Here is an 18,981-nt window from a genome sequence, read left to right as displayed (position 1 = left end):
CATATAGTCAGAGACATTCTGAGGGCAAAAGAAGAGGCCGGAGACCACGATATCAGCCCCGATATCCGTTTTTACATTGATTTCTTCAAGGTTGTTAAAAGCTGCTGCCAGAAGGTATTCATGACCGGAGTCTTTCCGGTTACCCTGGAAGATCTCACCTCCGGCTACAACATTGGCACGCATATATCACTGACTCCTCTTTTCAACAGTATGGTGGGCTTTACCACGGCAGAAGTCCGGGAAATAATTGCCTATCATCAGGAAAACGGACTTTTAAGCGGCTTCGATCCCGAAAAAATTATTTCCGATATGGCTGTCTGGTATGACGGCTATTGCTTCTCTGAGGATGCCTTCAGCAATGGAGATCATGTATTTAACAGTTATATGGTAACAGAGTATCTGTCTGAGTTTGTTTTAAACGGGAAACCGCCAAAAAGCATGCTGGTAGAAAACACTCTTATTGATTACGAAAAGCTTAAGCGTCTTATGGACATGGATCAGCTCATAAAGAGCAATACCCGTGAAAGCATCATTGATAACCTTATTGCGGGAACTCCCTGTAACAGACCTGTTGCTGTGAACTTTCCGGCGGAGGCTCTTAAGGATGTTGACTTTTTCCCAGGGTATCTTTTTTATTTGGGTATGCTCACAGTAAGGGGGGTTAAAGGGGGAGCTCCTCTTTTGGATATTCCGAACCAGAATGTGCGGATGCAGTATTACGGATACCTGCAGAGGAGAGTAAAGGACACTCTGGCAGAAGATGTCAGCAGTAAATTGGCTGAAGCTTTTGATGAAGCCGGATTCTCGGGCAATATCAAAACGCTGGTCGATGTCATTATGGATTATTACGACCGCTATTCCGGAAACCGGCAGCTCAAGTTAAGAGAGGGGGTCTTTCAGGCATTCTTCCTGGCCTTCATGTCATGGAACTATATGTACGACCCGGCTCCTGAACTGGAACTTAATCACGGCTATAACGACATCTTTCTTTTCCCGAAAATCGGTTCTGTCGGCGTAGAGCACAGCTATCTCATGGAGCTCAAGTATCTGAAACCCGAAGACTCTGATGCCGTTAAGAACAAATACATCGAGGATGCCAGAAAACAGATCCGGGATTATGCGGCGGATCCCAAGAGCAGCACGCTTGCCCGGGGAACTTCCCTGCACCTGACCGTGGTTGTCCTCAGGGGCTTTAAGCTGGAGTTTTTCGAGGATACCATCTGGAATGAAAAGGAAGCCTCCTCATAGCAAAACCGGTAATGCTGTGACTCCGCTCTTCCCCGGGGATTTTCCCGGGAAGAGCTAAACCGGCGGCGTTTTCCGGTTATTGAAGATTATCGTCCGGTGCGTTACAATGAAAATGTTCCGGGGTTTTTAAGAACTGCCGCAGCCGGGAATTTCCGGATGGCGGAAAGCATATCATCAGAGGAGCAGTTTGGACAAAATCACCTGTGGCAGCTTGAATACTTTGCGGGAAAAAACTGATAAATGGCCTTTAATACCTACCTCAATCTCAAGTTTGTAGATGCCCTCTACGAGCTTCGGACTACGCCGTTTACCTCTGCGGAGTTCTATGCCGCCACGAGAACGCAGAAATTCGAGACCCTGGCCTTTGTGGCCCGTTCCTTCCGGCAGGATCATGTTACCAACGCCCGGTCTCTGGAGAACTACCTTATCAGGCACCGCGATGTGAATGCCTGGAAGGTGGGAGTCTTCAAGTTCTTTCACGAATACTACAAAACCAATCCCGATTCCCTGACGCACTTAAGCCTCAAAAACGACGCTTCCTCCATGGAGCGTTTTATTGACGGCATTGCCATGAACCCCGATCTGGCCGATTTTTACCGGGAATGCGGTCATGATCCCCATCTGGCATTAAAGTATTCCGTTTCCAAGGTTATCTGCGATGAAAGAAGACTGGGCTGGATGAACCTGTTTTGCGGCAAGTTTCAGTCGCTTCTGGATCTGGACGATGATACCGGCATTATTGCCCAGGATCTGGTGGATCAGATCAACTTCGTGGATGCCGCCTTTGATCTGGGCATTGTTTCCCGTCCGGAGTACGAGGAGCTTATCAATAAAACCGGAGAGCGCATTGTCAGAATGTTTTCCGGCTGGGGCCGCTTTCTGGCGGGCATCCTGCTGTCCCGGCTCTATACCTACTGCATTTCCACGGCGGAGGTGCGCTATCTCCCCGGACAGGCCCAGGAGATAATCGATAACTTTTACCTGGCCTGCAATAACGATCTTTCTCACCGGCTTCCCGTGCCCACCTGGGAGCATGATGATCTCTCCCTCCTCCGGGACGCCCTGAGACCGTTTGTGGTCGCTGACAAGCTTGATGCCATCTGGAACGGCCTTTCTCCCCGGAGCCGGGATTCCATCGCCAGAATCACCCGGGGCTTTGATATTTACACCAGGTGCATCCTCCCCCGCATTGAGCATACCGGCATCATTCTGTGGTTCCGGGAGTTTTGCAAGTTCGATGAGTTTATTCCCATTTCCTGCGGCTATGATTTCCGGGTGTACTATGATTCCCTGAAGCTGCCTCTGGAGCAGCAGGAATTCCCGGTGTTTATCATGAAGTTCAACATGTTCACCAACCGGGGCGTCTGGAATTTTCATCCGTATAACGGCATTACCTTCCGTCCCTGGCCGGAGAATCTGACGGTTTCCTCGGGACTCCCGGTGAACCGCGGCCTGGGCAATGTCATTCTGCCGGTCTATATCAGGGAAATCGGCTGCGACATCGAATTTCAGCTGCCCTATATGTACAAATGCGATTCTCTTTTTGTGGAAAAGTCTCCCGAGGAGCAGTTCGAGATCATCAAAAAGGATGTGACTGCTCTTATTGAGATCTTTGCGGATTTACCGCAGATATTCCGGGAGTATAATCAGGAGCGCGCCGGTGCTTCCCGAGGCTGAGAGCAGGAAGATGTCCCGTCCCGGGGCGTTAAGGGACAGGGAGGATGGCAGAGCGGGAGTTGACAGCGCTGGAAACAGCAGCGCCCCGAAACACGGAGGCCTTAAGATTTTTTTCAGGAGCTTATGATGTCAGATGATTGGGCTTTTTTTATCTGGGTAGCGGTGGTGACCCTGGCCTTTTTAGGCTGGCTTTACTACCTTAAGAAAAAGGGTGAAAAAATGGGCCTGAAGCCCCGGAAGAAGCCGGCGCGTCAGGGCCGGAAGACCACCCAGAAAAAGCTCCGCCGGCACCGCAATCGTTTCCGGAAGTCCTGATGCCAAGGGTGCCGCGGCCGGAAGCCGGCGCTGGCGTTTTTTGCGTTTTCCGTTAATTTTCCAGTCTTTTTTTCTGAAGTTTGTCATGCCTGAAATTCATTCTCCTGTGTCTCGCATTGTTACCAGTCCTTTCGTAAAGGCCTATGCCCGGTTCACCCTGTCTTCTGTCCGGCGGCTGATTACCCGCGCCGCAGCCCGGAAGCCGGACTATGTTCCGGATTCCGGCAGCATGCTGTACGTTGCCGCCAGCTGTCTTCCCTATCATGTATCCGGCTATACCAGCAGAACCCGGGAGGTGCTCCGGGAGCTTTCGGAGCAGGGCATCAGGCTCCATGCCCTGACCCGGCCGGGCTATCCCTGGGATCGCATTGACGCCCTTAATGCTCCCGAGACCCAGCGGGATCCCCGTTATCAGACCGAGCTCCGGGAGGCCAGCTCCGACGGCGTTACGGCGGTAACGGTTATCGACGGCGTTCCCTATGGGCACATTCCGCATCCGGTCAATAACATGCCCACAGCTATGTATGTGAAAAGGGCCGCTCTTGTTCTGGAGCGCTATCTCAGAGAGCACCGGATATCCTGTGCTCAGGCCGCCTCCAATCATGTGAACGCTCTCCCGGCCCTGATTGCCGCAAAACGTCTGGGCATTCCCTTTCATTATGAAATGCGGGGGCTCTGGGAGCTGACCCGGATCTCCCGGGTTCCTGAATACGAGAAGTCTCCGCTGTTCAGGCTGGGCCTGGATCTGGAAGCTCTGACCGCCCTGAACGCCGATAAGGTGCTGGTGATTTCCCGGGCCATGGGAGATTACATTGCGAAGAACTGGGGTGTCCCTCAGGATAAAATTTTCCTGCTCCCCAACTGCGCCGACATTAACCGGATCCGCCCTGAGGCCACGGAAACTTCCCCGTCTTCCGAGAGCGGCCCCTTTGTTATCGGCTATGCCGGAAGCCTGGTGGTTTATGAAGGGCTGGAAACCCTGATCCGGGCTGCCCGGACGCTCCGGGATCGGAACCTATTCTTTGTTATCCGCATTATCGGGGACGGCGAGTACCGGAAGAAGCTGGAGGATCTGGTTCAGGAGCTGGAGCTTTCCGAGTGCGTGGAATTTCTGGGGCGGCTTCCTCCTGACGAAGCCCGGAAAAGACAGGGCGACTTTCATGTAGTGTGTCTCCCCCGTGATCCCTATGACGTCACCAGAATCGTCCCTCCCATCAAGCTGGCCGAGGCCATGGCCAAGGAGAAGGCCGTGATCGTGCCGGATCTTCAGGTATTCCGGGAGGAGCTTTCCGAAAGCGGCAACCCCGAGGATTCGGGCTGTCTCTTCTTCAAGTCCGGGGATCCCGAGGATCTGGCAAGGGTGCTGGAGCGCTGCATCCTGGATCCCGCCATGCTGGAGGAGCGGGGCCGCCGGGCCCGGGCCTACGTTTCCAGTTACCGCCAGTGGGGGAGCTTTATCAGGAATGCTCTTCCCGGAAATGCTATTCCTTAGGCTGCTTTCATTAATGCGGTTTTCCCTCTTTGCGAGCTCCGTTTTCCTTCAGGGGACGGACGGGGCAAAATCATGTATAATCACACCGTTTTTTTGGCCCCTTCCGGATCCGGGACGGGCATCATGAACTAAGTAATGAATAACAAGGACTTCCGCGATCCGCTGTTCCCGCGCCATGCCAGGCTTATCCAGTTATAACCAGGCATAACAGGCGCGCCGTCGGCCGCGGGAGAAAATGCGCGCTTATGCTTGGAACTCTCATAAGAACAGTAAGGAAGGTCTGCTACTCCTATCCGGAAATCAGAGAGGATACCCCCGGATGCGGCCAGTTTGCCGATCTTAAGGTGGCTCTCCTGACCGATTATCTTACGTCCCTTAATCTCAGCTACGAATGCCGGGTGCGCTGTCTTACCCGCAGCAATTTCCGGACGGTGCTAAGAGAGTGGCGTCCGGACTTTGTTTTTGTGGAATCCGCCTTCCACGGCTACCGCTGGGACTGGAGCTACTGCCTTCCTAAACAGAGTCCGGTATTCGGCCGCTATACTCTGAAGGATTTCCGCGCTCTGGCGGCAACGGCCCGGGAGCTCCATATCCCCTTGGTATTCTGGAACAAGGATGACGGCGTGTTCTTTGAGGCCTTTATCGAGGTGGCTAAGCTGTGCGACTACCGTTACACCGCCGATGAAAACTCCGTGCCCCGGTACCGGGAGGCTCTCTCCAATATGAAGGATGCCTCCGGGAACAGCCCCCACGCCGGGCTTCTCATGATGGCCTACCAGCCGGCTATTCACAGCTTTGACGGCTTTCATTTCACCAAAAAGAGCATGTGCTTTGTGGGCTCCTACTACCGCAAGATCCTGAACTCCCGGCGGGCCACCATGGATGCTATATTTAAAACCTGCGAATCTCAGAGCCTTCCCCTTGACATCTATGACCGGAACAGCAGCAGACTCTCCCGTTTTTATGAATTCCGCTATCCCACCTTTAGTCATGTGACTGTCCATAATGCGGTGCCATACCAGAAGACCGCAGATCTCTATCATGAGTACAATGTTTCCCTGAACATAAATTCCGTTACCGATTCCCCCACGATGTTTTCCAGAAGAATGCTGGAAATTATGGGCTCCGGCGGCATTATGGCCACCAACCCGTCTCGGGCGGTTAACGCGCTTTTCAAAGACTACTGCACGGTCATAGGTTCGGAGGAGGAAGCCCGGGATGTTCTCCCGGCCATGGTGGCGGGGCCGTCTCCGGAGCTTCTGGAAAAGGCCGAGGCCGGATACCGCTTTGTCCGGGAAAAGTTCACCTGGGAAAAGCGTTTTGCCGAGCTGGCCGAGGACGGGGTGTTCTGAAACGGCTATGTCTTTTCTGCTTGTCTTTCTGGAAACTCTTTTTACCGCCATGGCGCTGGCCTTTATGCTCATGACCGGCTATGAGCTGATGTCCGGGCTTAAGACCTCCCGCAGCAAAAATGAAAAGCCTGCAGTAACGCCGGCGGAATCTTCCGAAGGTGCCCCCCGGAAGCCCGCGCCTGTTCCGGACAGCGATCTTCCGGAGGCGGCGGTGCTTATTCCGGTGTGCAATGAGGTTGCCGCCGTCAAAAGACTGATATCCGCCGCGGTCAGACTGGATTATCCCCGGGATCGGCTGGAAATTCTGGTTCTGGATGATTCCCGGGCTGAGAATGCGGCGGTGATCCGGGAGTTCACGTTACAGCAGGCGGAGAGCTTCCCCTTTTTAAGATACCTTTCCCGGGGGAACCGGGAGGGCTTCAAGGCCGGTAATATCGCCTACGGCATCAGTTCCTCCCGGGGCAGCCTGATTGCGATTTTTGATGCCGATGCCGTGCCGGCGGCGGACTTCCTTAAGGTTACGGTGCCGTATTTTGTCAGGGATGCCCGGGAGAGAGAGTCCGGGAAGCAGTCCCGCCGGCCTCTGGGTTTTCTGCAGACCTCCATTGTGTTCGGCAACGAGGGAGAGAACTTTATTACCAGATTTCTGGGCCTTGAGGTATCCCACAAGAACTCCATGACCGAGAGCCAGCGCTCTCATGACGAATATGCCTCTCTTACCGGCTCCTCCTGTGTCTGGCTCCGGGAGTGCGTAAGCTCCGCCGGGGGACTTTCCGCACAAACCCTTACCGAGGATGTGGATCTCTGTTACCGGGCGCAGCTTCTGGGCTGGCGCTACGAGTATGTGACGGAAACGGAAACCCGGGAAGAGCTTCCCAATACCGTAGCCGCCATGAGGGTGCAGCGGCATCGCTGGGCTCTGGGGCTTATCGGGAACGCCTTTCTCTATTTTAAAAAGGTGCTGGCTTCGGACTTTTCGGTAAAGAAGAAGCTGGCCGCTCTCACGGTCATGTCCCAGAGCTTTATTCTGTCCAGCTTTTACTTGCTGCTTTTGGGTTCTCTCCCCATGGCCTTTTGCGCTCGGGAGCAGGGATGGTATTTTCAGGTACTTTGTGTGACTCTTCTCATGGTTACCGTTATCTGGGCCGTAAACAGCATGGGGGGCAGCGCCGGTAAAAAAGCCCCGGAGGCCGAATCATCCGGAAGAGCCGCCCCGGAGAATGCCTCCCCTGATAGTCAATCCCCTGACACCGCAGATCCCGCTCCTGATACAGATCCGCAGGACACCCCGCAAATCCGGAGAGGCTTTCTGGAATATTTCGGGTATGTGCTTCTTTATTTTCCGCTGTCCCTTTATTACTTTATCGCGCTCCTGGAGAACCTTGTCGGGATCCGGGGAAGCTTTGTGCCCACCCCCAAAAGCGGTTCCTCGTTTATCAAACGGCCCCGGATCGGCCTTTTTCTTCTGACTTTGGAATACTTTTCTCTTATTTACTCGTTAATTACCCTGACTGTGAGTATAATCACGGGGAGCGGCTGGACAGCCTTTTACGCTTCCCTTACCGCTATGGGTTTTTCATTGTCTCTGACGCTTCCCCTGTTCCTGCGGAGCAGAGCGGCCTCTGAGGCTGACAAAGCCTCCAAGGGCTGAGTTTTTTCCGGACAAATTTAAAATGACTGATTTTAGAAATCCCCGTCACGTGGTGATCACCGGAGCTACCGGTGAAATCGGCGGCGCTTTGGCTTTGGAATATGCCGCCCCCGGGGTCAGGCTCACTCTTACCGGTAGAAAGGAAGAACGTCTTAAGGAGCTGGCTTCTCAGTGCGAGAGCAAGGGCGCCTCGGTATCCTGGAAGACGCTGGATGTCTGCGATGCCCCGGCACTTCGGAGCTGGATCCGGGAGACGGATGCGGCTAATCCGGTGGATCTCCTTATCTCCGCCGCCGGCCGGAATACTCAGATCGGGGAAGATTTTTCCATGGAGCCCTATAACGAGGTCGAGTCCCTGGTGCATATTAATCTTATGGCTAACCTGGCTCTCATTGACGCTCTGGTTCCGGAAATGCGGCGGCGGAAATCCGGACATATTGCCATTGTGGCTTCCCTGGCCGCCTATTACGGTCTTGTTTACACGCCCACCTACTGCGCCACCAAGGCGGCCCTGAAATCCTACGGCACCTCCCTCCGGGCTCTTTTGGCTCCCGAGGGGGTGGGGGTCAGCGTGATCCTCCCCGGCTATGTGGATTCCCCCATGTGCCGGGCCATGCCGGGCCCCAAGCCCTTCCTGATGAAGGCGGACAAGGCGGCCCGCATTATCAGAAAAGGCCTCTCCAAAAACCGGGCCCGCATTGGCTTCCCGTTTCCGCTGAATCTGGGGATCTGGTTCCTGTCCTTTTTCCCGTACTTTCTGGCGGCTCCTCTGGCGGCTGTTTTCGGGTACGGCAGAAATGGCCGGAACAGCGGCCAGACAGGATCAACGGGTAAATGATGATCTTTTCCGGTACCCTTGCATCCAGCCTTCCTGACAACGCGGCTCTTATCCTGACAGCCGTGCTGCTGGCGGCTTTTTCCGGCATGGTTATTCAGAGTCTGGCGCTTCCCCGGAGAAAAACCTCCGGCCGGGGAGAACCCGTGCATTCCGGTGCTGCCCCAGAGCAGCCCCCTGCAGGAAAATCCCGGCACCTTCTTCTTCAGCTTTCTCTTTACAGCTTTCTTGCGGGCTTTATCTTCCTCATTCTGGGGAAGATCTGGTTTTCCTGCGCGGTGGCGGCTCTTCTTATCCTGGTCTTAGTGGTTATCAATAACGCCAAATACCGGAGCTTAAGGGAGCCCCTGGTGTTTTCCGATTACGACTACTTCACGGATTCCTTTAGATTCCCGCGGCTCTATTTTCCGTTTCTGGGTATTCCCGGAGCTCTGGGGCTGATTATCGCCGCGGTCATCGCCATTACCGGCTGGAGTCTGGAGGAGTTTTCCGGAAATCACTGGAGCCTTTCCGGAGATCTTCCGGTAATTGCCTTTATCCTGCTTTTTTCCGGAGCCGGGATCTGGGGGTTCGGGAGAGACCTTCCGGGAAAGCTTTCCCTCCATCCCGGAACGGATCTGGTAAACCACGGCTTTATCCCTATGCTGTACGGCTATATGCTCCTGTACCTTAAAAACCCTCCGGGGGCATCTCCCTTCGGAGAGCCCGGAGCCAGCTCCGGACTCCCCGCAGGGAGACCGGAAGAGAGCAAACAGAAGGAAAGCAAACAACAGGAAGAAAGCGAACGGGAAGAGACCAAACAGAAAGACGAAGAAAAGGACACAGAAAACAACAAAGTCCGGGGAAAGGGCGGTTACCTATGGAGCGATCCTCAGGAAAAGCCGGATCTTATTGCCATTCAGAGTGAGTCATTTTTTGATCCTCGGGTTCTTTGTTCCGGAGGGGAGTCTCAGGTAATGGCCGCATCAGGGAAGATTCCGGGACAGCCCCAAATAAGTTCCCCCGGCCTTCCCGGCATCAGAAGGGATATCCTCGGAGTTTTTGACGGTATTTCCCGGGAAGCCTGTTATGCCGGACTTATGGAGGTACCGGCCTTCGGAGCCAATACCATCAGGACGGAATTCTCCTTCCTCACCGGAATTCCCCCGGAAGAAATGGCGGGGCATCAGTTCAGCCCCTACCAGATCTCCTCCCGTTCCTGGGAGACGGCTTCCCTGACCTCCTTCCTGAAAAAGCGGGGCTACCGTACCGTCTGCATCCATCCCTTTTATGCGGGATTTTATCACCGGGATATTATCTTCAGAAAATGGGGCTTTGATGAATTTCAGGATATCAGGAGCTTTGCCGGCATCTCTCCCGATCCTGATAATTCCGGCCCCTATATTGCGGACAGGGATCTTCTGGATCGGGTGCTCTCTCGGTATCAGGATCTTAAAAGGGAATCCCCGGCCCCGGTATTCATCTTTGTGATCACTATGGAAAACCACGGCCCCCTTAATCTGGAGCGCATTACTCCGGAAAAGGCGGCTTCATATTTTGATGTCCAGACAGAGGCTCAGGCGGGACAGGATCATTCCGGCCGGGCTCTAACCGAGCTTGCCATTTATCTCCGCCATCTGGAAAACGAGGATGCCCTGCTGGAAAGACTCACCGGATTTCTGAACCATGAGGAGCAAAGTGCTGTCCTGACCTTTTACGGAGACCATGTGCCGATTCTTACGGAAACCTACAAGGTCTGCGGGGATCCGGCAGGTTTAGTGCCTTATTTTGTGTGGCAGAACCGGAGTCTCAGGGAAAGCCTTAAGAGCTCCGAAAAAGACCATCCCGCAGGAATGTGCCGGGTTTCGGATCTGGGACTCCGCACTCTCAGCGCCATGGGCTTTAGCAGGGAAAGCAGGCAATAACGGATGAAGATCAACAGGAACAGAGACAAGGAAAACAGAAACAGAGAAGGGTAACAGGGCAGGCGTAAAGCTCTTCCCAAAAAGGAACTCCCGGCGAGGCAGGGCCTTTCCGGGAGTTTTGCTTTAAGGGATACACTTCTCTCAGGAAGATCTTACTCAGCTCCTGCTTTCTCCCCCTCTTTTCCGGCCAGTATTTTCCGGTAGATCCGGTACGGCAGGCAGGAAAGCAGCACCCAGAGTCCGGCGGTAACCGCATTGCAGATGAAGATAATGATGATCCACTGCACCATGGTCAGGCCGGCAAAATCCCAGGAGGCATCGCCGCAGATTCCGGTGGGTGCGAATACCGAGGGCAGCCATTCATCCAGCTTGAACCAGGAGGGGAATTCCGCAAAAAAGCCGCAGGTTTCGGCAAAGGGATCATCCTTGGTAAGCTCATAGCCCCGGTGCTCCCAGGATATCAGAAGGCCCTTTATGGAGGACATGAGCCAGATGATTACCGCGAGAATTCTCACGATGAAAAACCGGGGAGCAGTGACACCTATAAGGGCGGCCACTCCGAAGAACATAAAGCAGGCTCTCTCATAAACGCATTCAATGCAGGGATTGAGATGAAGCACATACTGGAAATAGAGACCGCAGGCTTCATAAAAAATAAATCCCAGAAAAAGAAAGGCCCAGAAAAGCCGGCTGTGGGGGAACCACAGGGTAATGAGAAAACGGCGCAGTGATTCTTTCACGTCTAAGTCTCCTGAAATAAAACTGCCTCATTATAGCCCTTTGCCGGAAAAATTCAGATTTACGGGCCGTAAAATGTGAGTTTCAGCCTTGCGTGGCTGCTATTATCGGCCATTTCCATCTTGTCGTTTTCGTAGTGCAGATTTCCTGCCTGATACCCGCAGCAGTTCTATAACAAGGCCCTGCATTTCAGTTATTGATGCAAGCGGCTTATTTAGCGTCTTTATGTAATGTCCCTATGACCATTTCGTTACGTTTTCAGAGGGTTTTAGTGAAGCTGATCCCATGTGCAAAAGTTTCTAAAGGCCAAAAATTTTAGTAACGCCTTATTTTTTTTATACTCTATTTGGCTGTGGTTTTTTCAGGTATGCGGCTCTTTTGCAATCTGAAATGCCCCCATAAATCAGAGCATTGTTAAGGCATTATCAGGGTCTTGTCAGGGCGAAATTGCGTTTGGTGACCTTTCATGAATTCCAGTCAGTTAAATTTTCTGAACAGATATGAGAAGCGGAAGTTCTTCGATGTAGGGGAAAACGGGATAAGAGTTTCCCAGATCAGTAAAAAGCTGATTAATGGCATTTCCGGCCTTCTGCTCAAGGATGAGTCACCGGAGGTGAAGGAACACTTTGCCTGTCTTTTTGCCATACAGAACACCGATGCCAGGTACATTACGGCGCTGATACCGGAGACCGTAAAAACAATTACCTCGGTTACCAGACTTTCTGAGCTTCCCGAAAATGAGCAGATTGCGGTTAAGGAAGCCACGGGACGGGATTTTGCTTTTCTGGCATTCAAGGCCGGAAAGATTATGCAGCGGAAGTCTGCAAGTGCGGATCTGAAGAGATTCGCCTCGTTTTTCTATAACCCCAAAGCCGCCAAAAATCTCGGCGCTTTTCTGCACCTCCCGGAGGATGCTGACAACATTTTTATCGTAAACGGCTCCATTGTGGTAGTGGCTCTTTACGGCTATGACAACATTCAGAATTATGAAAACCGTTTTGGGAAAGGGCGCGGAGCAGGTTCGGAAGTTAGCTCGGATCAAGGCGTTTCCGACGGAGAGTGGCAGGATTACCACCCTTTTCAGGACTATATTGCCGATGATGAGAATTTTGACAGCGGAACCTACCAGCCTGAAGAAGTATCATGCTCAGTCCCGGAGAGCGATGTTCTGGAACGCTCTGAACCAGGAACTGCAGATGAACTAGATAAAGCTGAAAGAAACGAAGAGAGAGATTCGGACAGCAGCTTTGGACATAACGAGTCGTCCGGCGAATTCAACCTGAATGAAAGTGACGTTAATGACAGTTTTCGAGCCTCGAATAACAGCAATGAAGGGTGTGATACCGGCGGAAGCGAGTACTCAGAAACGCAGGATGTTTCAGAAGGGCATAGCGAGATGGAGGCTAAATCCGGATGTCTCTTTCCGTTCGGGAAAAACGGCAGTCGGAAGTCCGGAGACGGTGATTCTGAAGATGCCGCCGATTCTGAAAAATCCTCTGATGGGAGTTCTTCCGGAAACGGAAATTCCGGCGGAAAAAGCGGTGATGAGCTGAGCAGCGATGCTTCAAACAGCGGACACGGCGGTGGAAGCGGGGACGGACATGCCGCGGAGAGTGGTCAGGATTTCTCTTTTAGAGATAATCATTTTTCAGATGATTCGTCTCGTCAGTTCTCCGGGAATGCCGATGTTGGTTTTGAGGCATCCAATGAATTTGGAGGTTTCGGAAACTCCTCTGACCGTTCGGAGGAATCAGATTCCGCGAATTCTTTCGATTCGGAAAAGTCCTCTGACTCCGATAAGTCTTCTGAGTCTGACAGATCTTCCGACTCCGACAAGTCTTCGGATTCTGATGAATCTTATGATTCCGATCAGTCATTTGATTCTAAAAAATACTTTGATTCAGATAAGTCATCCGACTCTGATAGCTCTTCTGATACCGATATATCCCATGTTTCTGATGAATCATCGGAATCCTCGGTGGTCTCGGAAGATAATTCCCAGACAGTTATAATATCCGAGAAAGAGACGTCCTGGTGGAAGGGCTGCTTCATCGCATTTCTGATTCTGCTGGCGTTGCTCTTGATTATTGCCCTTATTTACTGGCTGCTCTGTCTGTATGTCTGGAAGACTGATCCTGCGCAGATTTTCATAACACCTCAAAAACCGGAAACCGTTGTGGTGGAAAAGGGCGGTGATTCGTCGCCCGTACCGGTGAACTCTGATGGAAATCAGCCGGCGTCCGGTGTTCATGAGGTGAGAACCCCCGGGCCAGAACAGCAGCAGGGGACTGTTTCTGCGGTACCAGCCGGAACGGAGACCCCTGTGGCAGCCATTAATGAGAATATCAGTGATGATGTAACCGGAGTTCCGGCTTCGGAGTTAAGTCCGGCAGGAGCTTTGCAGCCGGTCAGTTCCCTGACGGATAACAGTACGCAAAGCAATGTTGCTGGGTCAGATTCTTCAAAAGAATATTCCGGGGCGGAAATTGCTGATTATTCTTCTGATCAATCAAATGTCAGGGAATTTGATGAAGGACGAAGCAGAGACAGCGACAGTAGCAGAGAAAGCACCGCTTCTTCCGAAAATCAGGCTCAGGACGCAGGTTTAAGTGATACTGCCAGCGGATCTGAAATTGTAGGGCCGGTTCCGGTTTCAGTTCCGGAAGCTATGCCAGAAGAATCCCGCGGATCGGATAATCCTGTTTCTGAAAACCATGTTCCTGAAAATCCGCAAACATCGCCGAACAAGGGGTTGGAAGTATTTGAATGGCGGGTGGTTACCAGGGGTAAAACCATAGATGGCAAGACCGTAGTGGATTTTAATTTAACGAGCAGGGATAAGCGGATTTCATGTAATTCAAGAGGGTATTTAACCAGAAACGAAGCTCTGAAAGCCGATGAATATGAAGTTCAGAAGGTTCTTATCGGACGAGATTGCGGCAGGTTTGATCTGGATTATATGCCGCAAAAGATAACCTGCTACGACAAGGATGCTCCTTTTTGTCAGATTAACAGTTTTTCAGAATCGAAAGCCAGATCCGGCAAAGAAGACAATTTGTATTTGCTGAATCCGTATTTGAAAATGAATAAATGATAAGGAATAACAATGATCCCGGAAATTGAAAGAAAATTATCAGCAACTGACAAGGTAAATCTTTTTCAGGATACAGGGGTGCAGTTTCTGGACTTTGATGTCGATTTGTCTGACAAGGATACCCGTGAACTTTATGAAATATTCTGCTTCAGCAAGGGTGACATGCACCTTTGCGAGAAGGTCAGATCTCAGGAGTTCAGGGGTGATGCAATTCAGGGACAATCCTTCGGATCGGATCAGAATTCATTCGGCAAAGGAAATGACAAGGGCTCTCATGATCTGATAAGTCTCTTAAAGAAACGGAATACCGGCGGTAAAACAGAATTCGAGGATCAGGTAACTGGCGAGAGATACCCCGCAAATACCATTTTTGAAAAGGTTGACCTGGAGGATGTTCTTAAGGCTTTTGAGAGCCGCTGGATTCCTCTGCCGTATTATCTGAGCACCGACAGCGCGGGACATTTTTCTCAGGAGCCGCTTAACTGGTGCCGGGGGTATTTCAGAAAGATAGCCGATCATAAATACCGTCTCGTTATCGCCTTTGACACTACGGTGAGGGACGATACCCAGTCCGGTCTGGAGAACCATTTTCTGCAGCAGAAGCATATCAATAACGGTTCGGAATACCGGCTTTGCGGTGATTTTTCAGCGATTTACAGCTTTGCCAAAGAGTCTTTTTTTACTCCGGCTTTGCAGGAAATCTGGGAAGAATACATGAAGAGGGAGGATTATTCCCAGAAAAAGATCGAGAACGGCAAAACTGACCGGGTCTATATCGGATACTATCAGGCTTTTCTGAAAATTCTTCAGGAACCTGGTTTTACCGGATTTCCCAGAATCAAGATGGAACCATTCAGCGCTCAAAAGGCATCTGTTGATGTTTCTCTGGTGCTGGATATCGGAAACTCCCGGGTTTATGGCCTGCTTCTTGAGGGCGAGGACGGCCTCAAGTCTTCCTATTCGCTGGCGTTACGGGATCTTGATGACCCCACCCAAATATACGATCATCCGTTTGCGAGTTCAGTGGAGTTTGCTGACCCGTCATTTTTCGTGCAGTACAAAAATCTTGGGTACACCAATTTTCTGTGGCACTCCATGGTACGCACCGGCGATGAAGCTATGAAGCATTCCTGCACTCTTCTGGGCAATGAGTCGCAGTCCGGAATGTCCAGTCCTAAAAGGTATCTTTGGGATACGGACGAGGTGAAATATGAGTGGCATGTGAATCAGAATACTCTGGAAAACCCGGAGGAGGAAATCACGGCCCTCAATGATGAGATTACCCAGCACATCTCAAGTGACGGCACACCGGTGTATGACAGTGAAGGCAGCATGGGAGCATTCAGCGCTAATTACAGCAGAAGCTCTCTCATGACCCTGTTGCTTTTGGAAATCATTGCTCAGGCAGAACTGCAGATTAACAGCCCCCAGTCCCGCTGGAAAAGGGCGCTTAAGGACAATCCCAGAATCCTCAGCAATATCATTCTTACCGTTCCTCCCGGAATGCCCCTTCAGGAGGTGGAAATCTTCAGAAGCAGGCTTTATGAGGCACTGGCCATTTACTGGAGAACGGCAAAATGGGACAAATCCAATGCTAATGAAAAGCCTGACTTTAAGAGCACTGAGGTCTGGCCGCCGTATCCGAAATGCGAGATCAAGTGGGATGAGGCCTTTTGCAGCCAGACGGTGTTCTTATACAACGAAATCAACAGCAAGTACTCAGGACATGTAGACGATTTCTGGCGGGTAAACAGCAGGGAGGCTCTGATAAATCCCGATGCTGAAGAAAAGAGGGTTACCATTGCCACTGTCGATATCGGCGGCGGTACCACGGATTTTGTGGTTAATGACTTTGTGTTCAGCAACGGCAATATGATTGCTCCGGAGCAGCGTTTCCGGGAAAGCTTCAAAATTGCCGGCGATGAGATTCTGCTTAATCTGATACAGACTTTTGTGATTCCTTCTATTGCCAGCTACATGGAGAGCTTCAGTCTGTCAAAGAGCTACATTAGCGATTATCTGGAACGGCATCTCGGAGGCAGTCTGGGTGATAAGTCCGTTCAGGCCAGCACCAACAGAAAACAGCTTACTCTGGAACTTTTTTATCCGCTGTCCGTGGCCATTATCAAGGCCTATCAGAATTACGGCACGGAAAAGTTCGAGGACATCAGCGGCAAAACATTCCGGGACATTGTGTTCAAAAAGGATGCGCTGCTGCCTGAGGAAGTGGAGGCATCTCTTGCCAAGGTTGATGATTTCTTTTCCGCTGAACTCAGGGAACGCACCGGATGGAAAGACGTTTCAATATGGAATGTGACTCTGGATCTGGATTTCCGGCTGATGCACAGCTATCTGGTAACCATGAAGAAGTTTGATATCTGCACCAAGGCCATATCCTTTATTGCCGAGGTGGTTAACAAATATCACTGCGATATTCTTCTGCTCTCCGGTCAGCCTTCCACGCTTCCCGGCATCATGCAGGCCTTCAGAAATCAGGTTAATCTGCCGCCGTCCCGCATTGTGCAGATGTCTTCCCAGCGTATCGGAGACTGGTATCCTGATGCCCGGGGCGGGCGCATTAAGGATCCCAAGACCGCCGTGGCTGTGGGAGGCATGATTGCCTACATGTGCGAAAAGTCACGGCTGCCGAATTTCTATCTTAAGGTTGGCATGTGCCGGCTGTCCTCAAACATTCACTTTATCGGCAGTCTGGATTCTTCCGGAGAACGCATTCTCAATACCCCGAGTACGCTCTTTTATGAAAACGTGGATCTGGAGTCCTCGAGCAGCTACAAGTTTGACAAAACCTTCAGAGTGCCGGGAAAGATGATTATCGGAAGTCGTCCGGTATCCATCGAGCGGTGGCCGGCTTCTCCTCTGTACAAGCTCACCATTTCCGAAGAACTGTCTACAAAGCTGAACAGTGTCAAGGATGCCTGTATTGAGCTTTCTCTGGCCCGGCCGGAAAACGAGGATTATGACAAGGGACGCTACCAGAGAGATGCTCTGATCCTCAAAGATAATGCCAAGGTACGGAGTTCAGACCGGGAGCAGAAGGATATTGAGGTCATAACCGAAGGCGAAGATGCCAACGTATTTTTGAAGCTTTGCACCATGCCGGACAACAAACTTGGCGAGAATGCCTTCTGGCTGGACAGCGGTATAGTTTATCGGGAGTAAAACATGAGCAACTTAGATGCAGACAGGCTTGAGGAGCTCTGGAGTCAGGTAGATACCAATTCCAGAAAAGCCCGGAAATGGGTTGAAGGGCTGGCCAAAAACAATGCCAAGGTCAAGGCTGCTGAAAAATCCCTGACCTACGAGGCCTGCAGGGCGATTTATGAAGCTGACAAGATGGCAAGAATCTTTGAGAATCGTCCGGGCATCGGCCTTTTTGGAGAATCTCAGGCCGGTAAATCCTATCTGGTATCCGCCATGGCATCAGACGAATCCAACAGTCTTATGGTGAAGCTGGGGGATGAAAGCATTGATTTTGTGCATCGGATTAACCCCCAGGGGAGCGGCAAGGAATCCACCGGTCTCGTTACCCGTTTTACCAGAAGTAGTTCCCGGGATACAGCTGACAGGAAGTTTCCGGTACGGCTGGTGTTTCTCTCCGAGTACGAAGCGGTGATGATTCTGGTGAATTCCTTTTACGCCGACTTCGAGGATACCAATACTGCTGTGGCCGAAAAAATTGAGGATAACCTTGATGAGATGTACGAAGCCCTGAAACAGTGTCAGAACACTGACACCAGGCTGTCCGACATCGGTATTATCCTGCTCCAGAACTATATCACAGCCAAGTACCAGTTTCTGGACAAATATCTGGGAGAAAAGTACTGGGATTTCGGCCGCCGGAAGGCGATTCATCTGAAAATTTCTGATCGCGCCAAATATTACGAGGTGCTGTGGGGGCGGAATCCGGTGTTTACCCGGCTTTTTGTCAGACTGGCCACGGTGCTGGAAAAGCTGACCAACCCTTATGCCGTTTATGCTCCAGTTGATGCCGTGGTTGCTTCCGGAGAAAAGATCTCCCTTATCAATGTTGATGCCCTGAAAAATCTTCGTAACGAAAAGCATGAGCGGGATCGGGAGATAGAGGTCAGAATCGGCGGGGAGAACTTTTACATTTACGAGAGCGACCTTGCCGCATTGACGGCCGAGATCTCCATGCCCGTGGAAAAGCCCCGGTATGACATCATAAAGAACAATGACATTTTGGATTTTCCGGGCTACCGCGGCCGGCTGGATCGAAAGCTGGAGGATCTGAACTCTAATGCGGATCTGGTGGCAGAAGCCTTTCTGAGAGGAAAGGTGGCGTACCTTTTTGAAAAGTATACCGAAAACTATGAACTTAACGCGCTGATTCTCTGCACTGCTTCCGACAGTCAGATAAATTCTCCTCAGATTGAAAAGGTGATTACCTCCTGGATCAACCAGACTCAGGGTAAAAACAGCAAGGATCGCGCTCTCCATAGCTGCGGCCTCTTCTGGGCTTTGACCAAGTTTGATAAGCGCATTGTGGATGACCTTGATAAAGAGGAGAACAGGAGCTACGGAAAGCGGGGGCTTCTGCAGCAGACCGTTCTGGAAAAGTTCGGCCATTGTCCCTGGCTGGTTAACTGGAAGGGGGAGAGCGATACTCCGGAACCATTTAACAATATATTCCTGG

General features: G+C 51.5%; 12 protein-coding genes. 11 read left to right on the top strand and 1 reads right to left on the bottom strand.

Annotated features, from left to right (window positions below; translation table 11 throughout):
* From ACJROR_RS09160 to ACJROR_RS09125, 8 genes are all read left to right on the top strand, one after another.
* Positions 1 to 1,248, top strand: a 1,248-nt coding sequence (locus ACJROR_RS09160; protein WP_406546838.1) for an AAA family ATPase, incomplete at its 5' end; no start/stop codon positions are given.
* A 240-nt stretch (positions 1,249 to 1,488) separates the two neighbouring features.
* Positions 1,489 to 2,925, top strand: coding sequence for a DUF1266 domain-containing protein (locus tag ACJROR_RS09155; RefSeq protein WP_406546837.1), 1,437 nt, complete (start codon positions 1,489 to 1,491; stop codon positions 2,923 to 2,925).
* 123 nt (positions 2,926 to 3,048) lie between these two features.
* On the top strand, positions 3,049 to 3,240 hold the full coding sequence (locus tag ACJROR_RS09150) for a hypothetical protein (protein WP_406546836.1): 192 nt from the start codon (positions 3,049 to 3,051) through the stop codon (positions 3,238 to 3,240).
* Positions 3,241 to 3,325: 85 nt separating this feature from the next.
* Entirely contained in the window at positions 3,326 to 4,732 is a 1,407-nt protein-coding gene (locus ACJROR_RS09145; RefSeq protein ID WP_406546835.1) for a glycosyltransferase, read from the top strand.
* Between the two features lie 245 nt (positions 4,733 to 4,977).
* Positions 4,978 to 6,084, top strand: coding sequence for a glycosyltransferase (locus ACJROR_RS09140; RefSeq protein ID WP_406546834.1), 1,107 nt, complete (start codon positions 4,978 to 4,980; stop codon positions 6,082 to 6,084).
* Positions 6,085 to 6,091: 7 nt separating this feature from the next.
* Positions 6,092 to 7,735, top strand: coding sequence for a glycosyltransferase (locus ACJROR_RS09135; RefSeq protein WP_406546833.1), 1,644 nt, complete (start codon positions 6,092 to 6,094; stop codon positions 7,733 to 7,735).
* A 22-nt stretch (positions 7,736 to 7,757) separates the two neighbouring features.
* The gene (locus ACJROR_RS09130; protein ID WP_406546832.1) at positions 7,758 to 8,573 is read left to right on the top strand and encodes an SDR family NAD(P)-dependent oxidoreductase; all 816 of its coding nucleotides are present in this window, start codon (positions 7,758 to 7,760) and stop codon (positions 8,571 to 8,573) included.
* A complete protein-coding gene (locus tag ACJROR_RS09125) occupies positions 8,570 to 10,474 on the top strand; it encodes an LTA synthase family protein (protein WP_406546831.1) in 1,905 nt (634 codons plus the stop codon). The genes ACJROR_RS09130 and ACJROR_RS09125 overlap by 4 nt, the downstream gene beginning before the upstream one ends.
* A 152-nt stretch (positions 10,475 to 10,626) precedes the next feature.
* On the opposite strand, the gene dsbB is transcribed toward ACJROR_RS09125, so the two are convergent.
* Positions 10,627 to 11,214 (bottom strand): disulfide bond formation protein DsbB, encoded by a 588-nt coding sequence (dsbB, locus tag ACJROR_RS09120; protein ID WP_406546830.1) that lies wholly within the window; start codon positions 11,212 to 11,214, stop codon positions 10,627 to 10,629.
* A gap of 464 nt (positions 11,215 to 11,678) precedes the next feature.
* Between dsbB and ACJROR_RS09115 the strand changes: the two genes are divergently transcribed.
* The 3 genes from ACJROR_RS09115 to ACJROR_RS09105 all read left to right on the top strand — a co-directional run.
* Positions 11,679 to 14,306 (top strand): hypothetical protein, encoded by a 2,628-nt coding sequence (locus ACJROR_RS09115; RefSeq protein ID WP_406546829.1) that lies wholly within the window; start codon positions 11,679 to 11,681, stop codon positions 14,304 to 14,306.
* A gap of 12 nt (positions 14,307 to 14,318) precedes the next feature.
* Complete coding sequence (locus ACJROR_RS09110) at positions 14,319 to 17,486, top strand: virulence factor SrfB (protein ID WP_406546828.1); 3,168 nt, start codon at positions 14,319 to 14,321, stop codon at positions 17,484 to 17,486.
* A 3-nt stretch (positions 17,487 to 17,489) separates the two neighbouring features.
* Positions 17,490 to 18,981: virulence factor SrfC family protein (locus ACJROR_RS09105; RefSeq protein WP_406546827.1), on the top strand; the 1,492-nt coding region annotated here is incomplete at its 3' end.

Origin of the sequence: Succinimonas sp. (assembly GCF_045225735.1) — a bacterium.
Lineage (GTDB): Bacteria > Pseudomonadota > Gammaproteobacteria > Enterobacterales > Succinivibrionaceae > Succinimonas.
Note: the sequence above shows the minus strand (reverse complement) of the source record. Positions and strands in the feature narration are given on the sequence as shown.